The organism is Ochrobactrum sp. WV_118_8, assembly GCF_039631535.1.
Lineage (GTDB): Bacteria > Pseudomonadota > Alphaproteobacteria > Rhizobiales > Rhizobiaceae > Brucella > Brucella anthropi.
The window spans coordinates 105,985-118,888 of the sequence record NZ_JBDIUZ010000006.1; the positions used below are offsets into that span (position 1 = coordinate 105,985).

Genomic DNA, 12,904 nt, shown 5'->3' on the forward strand with positions numbered 1-12,904 from the left:
CAGCGACAGATTGAATACCTCGCCGCTTATGAAAGTTACCGAAAAGGTAAATTAACTGATGCGGCACTAGGAGCATCACCGGCCATAGAACCACGGTTTCTACCTTGAAATACCCATAAAATCCCGACATATCCGCTATAAAAGCAAGATCGTTAATATGGTGTAGCACAATAAGGGTTGTCGGAGAGAGCCAAATCGGTAACATTGCACCGATGTAATTCATAACCATTTCAAGGAGAAATCTGACCAGGTTATAAAAGAAAAACCGCTCCCGAAAAAATCCGGAAGCGGGGTGCAAATTACAAACATTCAGTTCTTCATAGATCGCACTCCCAACTTCCAAAGTCAAACAAAAACGCTTTTCGGCGAACGGGAAAGCTTTGCCTGGTCCTCAATAAGGAGACGAGGAGGATGGGGGAGACCCTACAGCCAGCGCGGCAAGTTGGCCGCAAACAGACACCACAACGAACCGAGTTTCGGCGGCTGGCCCAGTCCACGGAAATTGGATCGGTGACGCGTGGGCAGCTGATCGGCCTTGCGCAGTCTCTTCCTTGCCTTGGCCTCATCAATGGCATCGAAGCGCACTTGCTTGTGGCCCTGATCAATACGGCTCCAGCTGAGAGCTATGACAAGGGCGGACGACCGATCGTGTTCAAATCCAATGCAGCGCTTGCCTTCGAGGTCGGCCGATCCGAGGGCCGCGTCAGCCGAATGTTGTCTCGGCTGTTTGACGCCGGTGTCATCACCATGCAGGACAGCGGCAACTACAAGCGCTATCCGGTCCGAAATGCGGACGGCAGTATTGCCGACGCTTGCGGTATTGATCTACGCGTTCTGATTGCCCGCTTCACGGAGCTAGACGGAATGGTCCGGCAGGCAAAGGCGGAAAAGAATGCACTCACTGCAAACCTGCGTCGCTATCGCGGCGCCGTTCGCAATTTGCGCAACGCGCTCGCCTCTGTCGAGGACTTGCCCGCGCGGCTGCGCGCCATGATCGAGAAACGTTTTGCGCGTGTTCTCGAAGCAGTAGGCATCGCGAACAAGGCATCAAGCGCTGTTTTGCGACGCGCGACAAGCTTGATTGAATGGATCGTCGAGCGGGTGATGCAGCTGCCTCGCCGTCATCAGTCTTCAGATAGAAGCGAAGATTCGACATGCCCATATGCCGAAAACGACATGCACAAACAGATTACAAACCCCTATTCCCTTGAAGATAGTAGAGAGGAAATGCGTTCGGCTTATGCCGAACAACTCGGTATCTTAAAGACCGGCTTCGCCAGTAAGAGGGCTTTCGAAAAAAGCCTGGGAGGCAAATCGAGCCTAGTCAATCAACCGCAACACCCGCCACAAACGTTAGTGGCCCTGCAGGATCTGTTACGGGCAATACCGGCGCTGAACACCTATGGAATATCGCGCCCCCGCACCTGGACTGATTTGGCCCGTCTCGCCCCGCAAATCTGCCGCATGGCCGGGATTTCCGAAGATGCACGCCGCCGGGCTGTCGATCAGATGGGGGAACAGGCCGCCGCGATTGCTATCGCAATCACGCTGCAGAAGTTCGACGAGAGGCAAGTGAAGTCGCCGGGCGGCTATTTGCGCGCCATGACAGAGCGCGCCGCTGCCGGCGAACTGCATCTTGCCCGCTCGGTTTTCGGGCTTGCTGCCCGACATGGAATGGAGGGAATACATTGATCTTTCGCTACATTTTCTCCGCCGCGGTAGCCCTGCTACTGACTGTCGGGCTAGCTGCCGCTGAACAATGGTCGGGTTCCGTTGCCGGAACAGCCCGCGTCATCGATGGCGATACGATCAGCATACGACGACAGCGCGTGCGGATTGCCGCAATCGACGCTTGCGAAAAGGAGCAAAGCGGCTTTTTGAATGGTAAGACGTGGCCGTGTGGCTTGGTTGCGCGCAGCTACCTTCGCAAAATGATCGACGGCAAGCATGTGTCCTGTCGGATCGTTGATGTGGATCGCTATAACCGTTCCGTCGGTCAGGGCTTTCTTCCGAATACGGATATCGGCATTGCAATGGTGCGTGCGGGTCAGGCTGAAGCGATGTTGCGCTACTTGCCGCGAAACCACGGCATCGACATTGCCGAATATGGGTATGCCGAGAACGAAGCGCGCGAACGTTTGCTTGGAATATGGGCGGCCGACGTAGAGAGCCCGCATCTATATCGACGGACCCATGCTTCCAGATAAGCCTTCCAGCATAGCCAAATTGGCGAGGTCGAATAATCGGCGCGGAGAACCAATTTGGCTATCCGTATACTCCATGATTACACAACATCTGTTGAAAATGCGCTTTATCCGGCTATCATGCGTTGCACAATCGGTATTGTATCAACGGTCATGTGCCCATGAGACGAGTTGCCATATTGGCGCATAGAGCACACCTCTAATTCGGTTGCTTTTGACGCTCGTTCGCACGTCGACGCAGTTGCCGCAAAGCCGGAAGCCTGAAAAATTTCCCCGCCTGCGGCTCCTCGCCCGAACAAATTTTTCCGCCCACGGCTTCCTCCGCTGCGCTCCGCGCCCAAGGGTGCAACACCGCTTACCGCCGTGCCTTGGAACGATCATCGCAACCACATAGAGGAGTGAATACCATGGCCAACGAAATCACCAACTTCATCCAGTTCGATAGCGAAGACCTCGACACCGCATCCGGCAAAGGCCGTATTTCCACCCTGACTGACGACATCGACATCGAGGTCGTGCCTTTCAATTCCGACAACCCGGACGCCCCTACGCATCGCGTTTTCGCCAAGTCCCCGCGTGGCTTCAATATTGAGGTCGGTGGTATCTGGAGAAAGGCTAAGGCCGATGGCGAAGGTTTCAAACGGAACCTCTCGATCCGCCGCCTGAACTACAACGCCAACCTAGGCCGCTTCGGGGGGCAGGACGACCCAAGCCTTCAGGCCGTTCTCGAATGGGAACCGCGTAATTGATAGCACAACAGCGCCCGGCTGAGTGCCGGGCGCACTATACCGAAAGTCGCGGAAATCCCTTTGTTTTCTGGATTTTGTGCGCATTTTGTGCTAGGAGTTGTCACAATAGGAGTTTTGAAGATGAACTTTCATGCCCCCCGTCCGGATCGATCTCCAGAAGCTGTTGCCAAGCGCAAAAAGGCTACGGATCAGGCGCGTGCTGCAAACATGCGGCAGGGCTATGTCCACGACCCACTGTTGGAAGCAGCGACGGCGGCCTACGTCGCGGGCGATATCACACGCGACGAATACAGAGAGCGTGTTGTCCGCAAACCGCAATAGCTCACGCTTATCCTTTTTAATTTGATGCCGCCTGCCTTGAGTAGGCGGCTTTTTATTAGGTGCGCCGAGCATGGCGCGTGGTGCGCAAGCATCGCTCGACCGGGATGGTATCCGTTCGATGACTTGGAGGTGAAAGTCCTCTACGGGCCCTGGTGATGGGAACCGTTAGCCGAACAGCAAGGGCGTTGTCGTAAGGCGGGGTCTGAAGGAAGCTGTAAGCAAAGTGCCGGCCTGACGAACAGGAAGCGCATAAGAGGCAGTCGCATCAGGGCAAGGGGGCCCATTTACCCAAAGCCCGATATCACCCGGATGATGCGGCTGTAGATGCGACAGGTATATGGCATGAAGGTCACGCGTCTTACCTCGGGAGATCTGTCGCCTCGCCACCGGCAACGGTGTGCTACCGCCGCTGAGAAGCGACGGAATAGGGCGGCAGAAGTCAGCAGATGCCGTAGTAGCCGTACCGGACGGCGAAGGGCTGAACATGAAGTGTCGGATGGAGAACGATCTTTCGATGACGACAGCAGATGCAGATAATGGAGCTGAAACGCCCCATGCCCATGCGGAAGGTAGTGGCCGGAAGCTGCGAGAGGATGCCTTGGGCGCATCAAACGTCACGGCAGGATCGTCCAACTCACAACCGAAGGACGCGATGCAACTGATGGAAATGATCGTCAGTCGCGATAACATGATAGCGGCCTTACACCGCGTGGTGTCGAACAAGGGAGCGGCGGGCATCGACAAGATGAGCGTTGGCGACCTGAAGCAGCATCTCGTATCGCATTGGCCGCGCATCAGGGAAGACCTGCTGGCGGGTCGGTATGAGCCAGCGCCGGTGCGCGGGGTGGAAATCCCCAAGCCCGGCGGCGGGAAACGCCTTCTTGGCATTCCCACGGTTCTCGACCGCCTCATCCAGCAGGCGATACATCAGGTGCTGATGCCGATCTTCGACCCAGGCTTCTCCAATTCCTCTTTCGGCTTTAGGCCGGAGCGGAGTGCCCATGATGCGATCCTTGCCGCACGGTCCTATGTGGCCGACGGTTACCGCGTTGTGGTTGATCTTGATCTGGAGAAGTTCTTCGACCGGGTAAACCACGATGTGCTGATGGCACGAGTGGCACGCAAGGTCTACGACAAACGGGTGCTGCGGTTGATCCGCCGTTATCTGCAAGCCGGGTTGATGATGGGCGGGATGACGACAATGCGAAGCGAGGGAACGCCGCAGGGCGGTCCCCTGTCTCCGCTATTATCAAACGTCTTGCTCGACGATCTGGACAAGGAACTGGAACAGCGCGGACATCGCTTCTGCCGCTACGCCGACGACTGTAATATCTATGTGCGGTCAATGCGTGCTGGTCAACGGGTGATGGCTTCGCTCACCACCTTCCTTGAAAAGAGGCTGAAGCTGAAGGTCAACGCCACCAAGAGCGCTGTTGATCGTCCATGTAACCGGGTCTTTCTGGGCTACTCAATGACGGCTCACCGTATGCCCCGCCTTAAGGTGGCGGTACAAAGTGTGAAACGTCTTCGTGGTAAACTGAAAGCCCAGTTCCGGGCTGGGCGTGGCCGGGCCATTGACGCCACCATCAAGGACCTAGCGCCGATCCTGCGCGGCTGGACAGCTTACTTTAAGCTGGCTGACGTGAAGGGGACGTTCGAGGAAATGGATGGATGGGTTCACCGCAAGCTGCGGGCTACCCTGTGGCGGCAATGGACGAAACCAGCCGCGCGCGCAAGAAACCTGATGCAACGAGGCATAAAGAAGGAGCGTGCATGGATAAGTGCCAGCAATGGCCGGGGACCATGGTGGAATGCCAGAACCTCACACATGCACGAAGCCCTACCGAATGCCTACTTCACCAAAATCGGGCTGATCTCGTTCCTGAAGGAACACCGACGCCTATACTACGCTTCATGAACCGCCGTATACGGAACCGTACGTACGGTGGTGTGGGAGGAGGGCCTAAAATGCCCTCCTACCCGATTCTTCGCTATGGCTGAAACGGAACCCAAAGGCTCCTATATCTATCCAAACACATCTGACGATCCCGACCGCAGGGACGTGCTGCGTAATAAACTTGGAATCCGGTCTCATAAGGAACTGCGCGTCGAAGAATATCGCGCGACAGCATTCCGGATGACTGAAATTGCCGAAGGAGACGGCCCGAAAGGCGCGTTCGACGCCCAACATCTGAAAGCCATTCATGGTCATATTTTCCAAGATGTTTATGAATGGGCCGGTCATACGCGCAATGAAAGCCCTGTTGTAGATGGCCAGAGGGTGGAGCCGATTGGCAATTTGTCGAAAGGTGGGAGCTCATTTCTTCACGGTTCGCGCATCGAGATGGGCTTGGACGAAGCCTTTAGACCGATCAGGAATCCGGAAATATTGCGTGGATCGTCGGTCGAGCAGTTCGCCGAAATCGCCGGTAAAGTTTTGGCAGAGTTGAATTATGTGCACCCCTTCCGAGAAGGAAACGGACGGGCGCAGGAGGCACTGCTAGCATCCATCGGACGCGAATATGGTCATGATGTTGACTTCACCGTCATCACCAAGCCGCGCATGATCGAAGCGTCGATCGCGACGACCAACGACCCCTCCAGTCCAGCTATGAAACATGTCTTTGAAGACGCGATCGATCCAAACCGGCAGGAAGCCATAAGAGCTGCTTTCGTCGATCTTGAAATGCGCGGTGAGAATGCTTTCGAGCACAACGTGCGCAGCGCCAGGCCGGGCGAACAGATTTCAGGTCAGGTTCTCGGTCACGATATCCGCGTTGCCAGCGTTGTTACCGACCACGGGATTGTCGCAGTCGATCGCGCCGACCTTCCAGAGCGGTTGCCCGATGACAATAGCGAAATGACATTCACGGCTCGTTCTGACTTCTCCCGCCTGTTGCGTCCGGATCAGGTCAGAAATGCAGATGTTCCCGCCGTCGAACGAATGCCACCAGAGCAGAAAAGCGCAGCGGTCCCATCACGGCTTTCAGAGTTGTCGACGCACAAGCAGGCGGAGCGGGATTCCGACGACCGCGAACGATAAGCGGTACATCTTCCGCGCAGAGATCTGGTCCGTTTGCTTCGGTGGGTGACATTTGGGCCGCCCCACCCGTTGGTTGATTGACGGACAAGCTGCGATAGCCCCTCCCCAATGCAACCGCTTCGCGGTCCTCCACTTCCGTTGCGGCCAATAGGTGCATGGGCTCGTCTCGGCTATCTCCGTTTTTTGCCGTCAACCAACGAATGGAGACGGCCATGAACAACGTCATCGACACCTATCAGCGCATTACCGACCTCATCATCGAGCAGCTGGAAGCCGGCACCAAGCCTTGGGTTCGCCCGTGGCATGGAAATACCCGCCCGAGCTCCATCATCCCCCGCCGATCCAGCGGCGAAACCTATCGCGGCATCAATGTTCTCATGCTCTGGATCGCGTCGCAGATGAACGGCTACGAACAAACCACCTGGATCACCTATCGTCAGGCGCAGGATCTCGGCGGTCAAGTCCGGAAGGGCGAACGTGGATCGCTTGTCGTCAAATTCGGCACCTTTACCCCCAAGGATCAGGACGCCGATGACGACCGTTCTATCCCTTATCTCAAGGGCTACACGGTATTCAACGTAGAGCAGATCGAGAACCTGCCTTCCGACTATTACAGCCCAGCCGAACCGATGCCGATGGCGCTCGTGCCTCACAATGAAACCGTCGAGATGTTTGTTCGCCAGACCGGAGCCGTCATTCACTACGGCGGCACGAAGGCTTGCTATCGTCCTGGACCTGACGACATTCTCATGCCCGACCGGGAGCGTTTTTTAAGCGATGTCCACCTGTACTCGTCGCTTCTGCACGAAATTGGTCATTGGTCAGGCGCAAAGCATCGTCTTGGTCGCGATCTGGCTGGCCGCTTCGGCACAAACGCTTACGCACTCGAAGAACTGGTGGCCGAACTGTCCGCAGCTTTCCTTTGCGCTGACCTGGGCGTGGCCCATGATCCTCGCGAAAACACAGCCGCTTATATCGAAAACTGGCTAGCCGTTCTGAAGTCCGATAAGCGCGCCATTATCACTGCAGCAGCCAAAGCACAGGCGGTTGCCGATTATCTCCATGAGATTGCAAGCGGGTGATCATGTGAGGCCGTTTACGCGATCATCTATTTCTCAGCCAGGCTCGAGCTCTTCGAGCTTGCATCAACTTGGTTCTGAAGTTCCGCCATTTTTTTTACCAACGACAGCAGATCGCGTGTCGTACTATGTGGGAGATCGCTGACAAGTTTTGCTAGCTCGACACGATCTTTGGCTTCTTGCTCGTTTTCACCCCAGAGATGAGGTGCTGCTGCGAAGAGCATATCGATTGGCATGAAACCCAATACTTCGCAGATGTGTATCATGCGCGTAACGTGCAGTTTTGAGAATGCACGTTCGTAACGACCATATACCGGTGTAGACAGCCCCATAAGTGGCGCAAAATCTGCCTGTTTAAGGCCAGCCTGTTCACGCGCTTCTCTTAGATATTTTGCAAGTCGTTGGTCTATTTCTTCAAACGTGCTGATACCCTCAAAGCCGCGACGTCTGTAGATGGGCTTATCGATTTCCGGATCATTGGTTTTCTCCAATGAATGTTCTGTTGCGAAATCAGCAGATTCGTTATTCACCGTCAAAACCCCTTAAACTCCATGCCGCCTAATTGAATAATATGAATTATTCTCGTTGGTTTGGCACTGTAGAGTTTGATGAAACGGAATTCATCACCAAACTTTTCTGCCCCACGGATGCAGAAAGCGACCTCTTACGGAAAAAAATGAACTAGAATATGTTGACTAACGTGTTTTCGCCGCGGCCATTCGCCAGTTCCCTGGTTTTCCCTCAAAGACTGCTTCGATCAACGCTGTGTCCTTCAGCCAACTGAGTGTAGCTGACAGTTCGCAAGCAATAGTTTGCTGTTTGATATGAATGCAGCGGATAACATTAGTGATGGAATCCTTGCCGTAGGCGGCATAATTCCAGTTGGAAAAGCGAAAGAGTTCTTCTTTGGCAATCTGGTTGGTCGGCCATTCGACTGAAACGGCGGGCGTGCTAACTTGACTGTTAGCGAATGAGTTGATTGGCTCAATCGTGTGGCCAAAGCCATTAGCAGCTAGATAAGGCGCTAAATATAGACCGACTCCGATCCCGACGGCCAAGCCTAGAAGAAAGCTACGACCAAGCACGGTCAGTATCCGTTTTCTGTTAGATACTGGTCGATGGCATCTCTAAGGATAACCGACATCTTAAGTCCGTTGTCGTGGGCTGCCTTTTCAAGTCGCCTTTTGGTGTCGTAATCAAGTGAGACATTTACAAAATGCTTACTTTCTCGTTCACGATTTCTACGAAGTTCACGTAAGCGATTTCGGGAATCTTCCCGCTGGTTTGCCTGTTGGGTATCGTTCGCCCTTCTTTCTTCTGGCGTGACGAATTGTGATTTAGGACGAGCTCTTCGCGTTTCCAGTTCCGTTGACGGCCCTGTAGTTTGCATTTGTGCGTTTTCCGCCGCTGGGAGCGCAGCAGCATTGGGGCCATTCTCCTCTTCTGCTGATGGGCGTCTGCGGGATGCGACAGGGAAGTCTGACAGTGTGACCTTGCTTTTAGCCATTCACCGTCTCCATTACATTCTGGTCCCTTAAATAGTCGAGCTCAGAAACAAACGCGTTGACTTCGGTTCTGGCCTTACAGATAGCATCCGTTAATTCCAACATTTGCAATGTTCCCCAGCCGCTGCGGATCTCGCGGTAACAGTTGCGCTCGATTAGCTCAGTTTCGAGCAACGTCGTATTGTAACCATGTTGGCTTAAATTTTCTACGAATGGACGGATGATGCGATATTCTTCAAGGTGGCGATTAACGATGTTGATGCGTGTTCGCACAACCGCCTGAGGAATTACACGTTGGTTGTGATCTGTTCGCGTGGCAATGGTTTCCGCGGCTTCGCCTGCTGCCTTTATTTCATCCTGTGCAGGCTGAATGGGCGTAATCACGATATCAGAATGATCTATTATCGTATCCATGACCACGCTATCGACGCCGGGAGCATCGATAATCACGGCGTCGTACTTTTCCGCGTGTGAAGACATAACCTGTTCGATTGAGCTCTGGCGAAGTGCGGTCGTCAGAGAAATCGATTCAGGTAAGTTGCCCTTCGCTTCACAGCGCTTCCACCACTCGGCCAGGTTCTGGCGGGGATCTGCATCGATGAGAAGGACCCGTTGACCTTGGAGTGCGAATTCACCTGCCGTCAAAATGACCGTGGTCGTTTTCCCCGCGCCGCCTTTGCCACTAACTGCTGAAAATCGAGCTGTCATGAATTCTCCTTCAAACGAAGAGAGCATGAACGTTTACCCACGTCCGGTTCAGGCCATATCAGACTAACGAGCATTTGGATCGAGTGGTGATCGTTAGTTATATGGACTGAGGAACAGACTATGATATTTTCACACGATGTGACAACACACTATATCCAATGGATCACACGGTGTGTTCACATCGCATAACCACATGACATCGTCGTGTGGTTGATCTCCCCAGTTCCTTTCTAGCTGATGATGAACCCCGGAGCCGCGCAAGAGCCGTCTGTGCCGCTCGCACGCAGTCCGGCAAGGGCGAAGAGCGAAGCCTCCCTTGCTGGCGAGTACGAGGGGTACACAAAGGCGAATAAAGCGGCCTGGAGGTGAACCCTGGTGAGCGAAGCGAGACCAATTTGGACGATCTTTAATGATTTCCTATTTATTTGGTTAGGCAGGATTCGGAAAAATGTGCTACATTTTTTCCAATCAATCGCGAAACACGTCCGCGATTGATTATTGCTACTCTGTGCTGGAACTGTTGAAGCTTATGGATGAGGGAATTACCGATGGTGGGGTGGCAGTTAAAGCCAAGCCGCAAACCATTCATAGCCGCGTTTCGGCGGACGAATATGATGCAATCGATGTAGCCGCAAAGGCGGCTGACATGACGATGAGTGCATTTTTTAAAGCTGTATTCCTGCAAGGGGCAGGAGTGAAGCCAGTCTTTAATGACGAAGACCGGGCGCTTTTGTCTCTCATGCTAGAGGACATGCGTATGATTGGCGTCAATCTCAATCAGGTAGCCAGAGCTCTGAATAGTGGAAAATCGGTATCTGATAGCGAAATCCGCATGGTGGTCGGGGATGTGCAGAAGATGCAGATCGGCGTCCTCAGCGAGTTACGGCGCGTTACCAAGCGATCTGGATACAGGCATCGCAGCAAGGAATAGCAGTCGATGGAGTTTTTTCTCGGAGCCTTTGAGAGTGAATGGGAGCAGCATCGCGCGGCGCTGTTGCATGAGCTTTCTTTGGGTTCGAGTGCTGCGAGTGGCGCGGAAGAAGAGATGCGCCGAAGGCTGCGCGAACTGCAAATCGCAGGAGGTGCCACCGCAGCAGGTAGTGCTTCAGTGCCGAAAATGCGCACGGGATCCTCAAGGGCACGGAGTTTCCAGTTCTTTGGAAGTACGGCAAGCAAGCCAATTGCGGCGGCTAGGCCGATGGAAGCGCGTCTGGCCGCGGTCGCAGCAGGCAGTCAACCGTCCGTGGTAAAAATGGCATCGTACGGTGGCGGTGCACGGTTCGGCGCGATGGTCAATTACGTATCACGCAGCGGGGAAATACACGTCGAAAAGGAAAATGGTGAGCGCCTTCATGGTCGCGAGGATCTAGCCCGGTTGCGGGAAGATTGGGAGCCATTGTTTCAAAATCGTGCCGAGAGCAGGGATATTGGAACTTTCCATGTGACGATCGAAGCTACTGGTTTCGAAACAGAAGAAGCTTTGCACCAGCTCGTACGCGACAGCCTGGCGAGCGGATTAAGTAATCGCAGCTTCGCTTATGCAGTTTCGCAGCCATCACATGGAGTTTTGAAAGTTGACGGTCTGGTAGTCTTGCGCAGCGCAGAAGGGGAACGGTTGACCGGCGACCCGAAGGCGGCTGACATTATTCAGAGACGTTACAACGAAAGCGCGGTGTCCGAGCTGGCGAGGGCGCGGTTCCGTTTTACCGGGTATGGCAATGGCGTGGAATATGGCGCCGCCAAGCTGCGAAATCTGGTCGAGGATCATAAGGGAGAAGTTCGCGATGATAAGGGGCGCGATATCTCCGATACGCGTTCCGCCGGCGATCTGGTGCAAAAGCAGTGGCGTCGGGAGTTGCATAGCCGCAAGGGCAGGGATGTGATGCATGTCATCATGTCTGCTAAAGCTGGCACCAATGTTCAGGCTTTCGAAGGCGCTGTTCGGGATTTTCTGGCCGCTCAGTTCGAAGGACACCGCTACATATTTGCGATGCATGATCCGTTCAGCGATCCGAAGGAGATGGGGCAGGGCGGAAAGCGACCGCATATCCATGCCCATGCCATTATCGCTATGCGTTCGGATGCCGGTGATCGGGTAGAAACCTCGCCACAGGTTTTTCGCCAATGGCGCGAACTTATGGCTGAAAAGGCGCGCCAGCACGGAATCGCTATGGAAATGACGGACAGGCGCGAGTTTGCAAATGCTCCAGCCTACACGCGCAATCAGGTGCGGCCGGTTAATCGCGAGGGACGAACGGAACATGAGGGGACGAGTGCGGCGGCTCAGTCGCGTTATGATGCCAAGCGGTCAGGTCGGCGGAGCGTGGCGCGAAGCGTGCGCAGCCTTGAATATACCGTAAAGGTAACTCAGAGTTGGGAGAAAATTGCAATGGCAAGCGGCAATCATCAGATTGCCTCATACGCCATCCAGCAAAGAGATATAGTTGTATCAACCAGTTCGCATCAATCGGAAGCTAAAACTTCTAACATCGTTCATGCAGAATTCGGGTCACATTACCGCACCAATTTGGTAAAGTTGCAAAACATCATTTTGGAGGGTGAAAAAGTGCGCGAAATGTCGAGAAGCGATTTTGAGGCATATGAGAAAGAAGTTGAAACAGCTTTGTTCCGGCTTGGCCGCAATCTCGGACCGGAAGAGAAAGCCGATCTGGAACAGGTAGCGCAGTATACGCGCGAGCATGTCAATCTAATGCGCGAGCATATGGAACTGACTGAACAGCGTGGATTGACCGTTGAAACCCCATCTCGCGAAAGCGAGCAAGATAGCTCGTCAATGCAGATCGCTCGCGAAGCCGATTCCGAAATTGCCAAGCCAGCGCATGTTATCGTGGAAGCAGAGCAGGGTCAGCCATCGGCAGATAATGCTAACGAACCTCGTTCAAGCATTGATGACGAGGAGAAAGCAGCTGCAGCATCCTATCAGGCCGAAATGGATCGTTCATTCCCGGATGAGATCACGAGCCGATATTATATTCGTGAGGATCACGGGGGGACGCAGCGTGTCTTTGCCGATTCAAAGGGTGAGCGCGAAGTGTTCCAGGACAATGGAGAGAAGCTGCGCGCTAAATCGTTCGATGCTCAGGGCGTTCGGTTGATGATCGAAACAGCAGCGCATCGAGGCTGGACGAGCATCGAAATAACGGGGAGCAAGGAGTTCCGCCGTGAAACTTGGTTGGAGGGCCAGGCGCACGGTATTTCGGTCAAGGGCTATCAGCCGGCGGAACTGGATTGGCAAGATCTGGTATAGCGCGGCGATCAGGATGAGACGCGGGCG

The 12,904-nt window shown here is 54.2% G+C and carries 13 protein-coding genes; 9 read left to right on the top strand and 4 right to left on the bottom strand.

Features of this window, described 5'->3' with window-relative positions; genetic code table 11:
- The first annotated feature begins 411 nt into the window (after nucleotides 1–411).
- The 7 genes from repC (at nucleotide 412) to ABDF71_RS26330 (ending at nucleotide 7,399) form a co-directional block, all read left to right on the top strand.
- Nucleotides 412–1,692, top strand: coding sequence for a plasmid replication protein RepC (gene repC, locus ABDF71_RS26300; protein WP_151610728.1), 1,281 nt, complete (start codon nucleotides 412–414; stop codon nucleotides 1,690–1,692).
- Entirely contained in the window at nucleotides 1,692–2,207 is a 516-nt protein-coding gene (locus tag ABDF71_RS26305) for a thermonuclease family protein (RefSeq protein WP_373418777.1), read from the top strand. The genes repC and ABDF71_RS26305 overlap by 1 nt, the downstream gene beginning before the upstream one ends.
- A gap of 404 nt (nucleotides 2,208–2,611) precedes the next feature.
- Entirely contained in the window at nucleotides 2,612–2,953 is a 342-nt protein-coding gene (locus ABDF71_RS26310) for a DUF736 family protein (RefSeq protein ID WP_105545503.1), read from the top strand.
- Between the two features lie 120 nt (nucleotides 2,954–3,073).
- Nucleotides 3,074–3,274 carry an antitoxin VbhA family protein gene (locus ABDF71_RS26315; protein ID WP_105529505.1) on the top strand — a complete coding sequence of 67 codons (201 nt, stop codon included), beginning with the start codon at nucleotides 3,074–3,076 and terminating at the stop codon, nucleotides 3,272–3,274.
- A gap of 514 nt (nucleotides 3,275–3,788) precedes the next feature.
- On the top strand, nucleotides 3,789–5,192 hold the full coding sequence (gene ltrA / locus ABDF71_RS26320) for a group II intron reverse transcriptase/maturase (RefSeq protein WP_151649016.1): 1,404 nt from the start codon (nucleotides 3,789–3,791) through the stop codon (nucleotides 5,190–5,192).
- A 75-nt stretch (nucleotides 5,193–5,267) separates the two neighbouring features.
- The gene (locus ABDF71_RS26325) at nucleotides 5,268–6,317 is read left to right on the top strand and encodes a Fic/DOC family protein (RefSeq protein ID WP_213507543.1); all 1,050 of its coding nucleotides are present in this window, start codon (nucleotides 5,268–5,270) and stop codon (nucleotides 6,315–6,317) included.
- Between the two features lie 212 nt (nucleotides 6,318–6,529).
- Nucleotides 6,530–7,399 carry an ArdC family protein gene (locus ABDF71_RS26330; RefSeq protein WP_151649006.1) on the top strand — a complete coding sequence of 290 codons (870 nt, stop codon included), beginning with the start codon at nucleotides 6,530–6,532 and terminating at the stop codon, nucleotides 7,397–7,399.
- A 26-nt stretch (nucleotides 7,400–7,425) separates the two neighbouring features.
- Here the strand turns inward: ABDF71_RS26330 and ABDF71_RS26335 are convergent, their stop codons facing one another.
- The 4 genes from ABDF71_RS26335 to ABDF71_RS26350 all read right to left on the bottom strand — a co-directional run bounded on the left by ABDF71_RS26335 (nucleotide 7,426) and on the right by ABDF71_RS26350 (nucleotide 9,609).
- Nucleotides 7,426–7,926, bottom strand: a complete 501-nt coding sequence (locus tag ABDF71_RS26335; RefSeq protein WP_151610586.1) for a helix-turn-helix domain-containing protein — start codon at nucleotides 7,924–7,926, stop codon at nucleotides 7,426–7,428.
- 165 nt (nucleotides 7,927–8,091) lie between these two features.
- Complete coding sequence (locus tag ABDF71_RS26340; protein ID WP_105545506.1) at nucleotides 8,092–8,481, bottom strand: hypothetical protein; 390 nt, start codon at nucleotides 8,479–8,481, stop codon at nucleotides 8,092–8,094.
- 2 nt (nucleotides 8,482–8,483) lie between these two features.
- Nucleotides 8,484–8,903 carry a ribbon-helix-helix protein, CopG family gene (locus tag ABDF71_RS26345; RefSeq protein ID WP_105545507.1) on the bottom strand — a complete coding sequence of 140 codons (420 nt, stop codon included), beginning with the start codon at nucleotides 8,901–8,903 and terminating at the stop codon, nucleotides 8,484–8,486.
- Nucleotides 8,896–9,609, bottom strand: a complete 714-nt coding sequence (locus ABDF71_RS26350; RefSeq protein WP_151610587.1) for a ParA family protein — start codon at nucleotides 9,607–9,609, stop codon at nucleotides 8,896–8,898. Before ABDF71_RS26350 ends, ABDF71_RS26345 begins: the two co-directional genes overlap by 8 nt.
- Nucleotides 9,610–10,057: 448 nt before the next feature.
- Here ABDF71_RS26350 and ABDF71_RS26355 point away from each other — a divergent pair, with 448 nt between their 5' ends.
- Together ABDF71_RS26355 and ABDF71_RS26360 are read left to right on the top strand one after the other, a co-directional pair.
- Nucleotides 10,058–10,540 carry a plasmid mobilization protein gene (locus tag ABDF71_RS26355; RefSeq protein WP_151610588.1) on the top strand — a complete coding sequence of 161 codons (483 nt, stop codon included), beginning with the start codon at nucleotides 10,058–10,060 and terminating at the stop codon, nucleotides 10,538–10,540.
- A gap of 6 nt (nucleotides 10,541–10,546) precedes the next feature.
- Nucleotides 10,547–12,877 carry an LPD7 domain-containing protein gene (locus tag ABDF71_RS26360; RefSeq protein ID WP_500062003.1) on the top strand — a complete coding sequence of 777 codons (2,331 nt, stop codon included), beginning with the start codon at nucleotides 10,547–10,549 and terminating at the stop codon, nucleotides 12,875–12,877.
- Nucleotides 12,878–12,904: the final 27 nt, after the last annotated feature.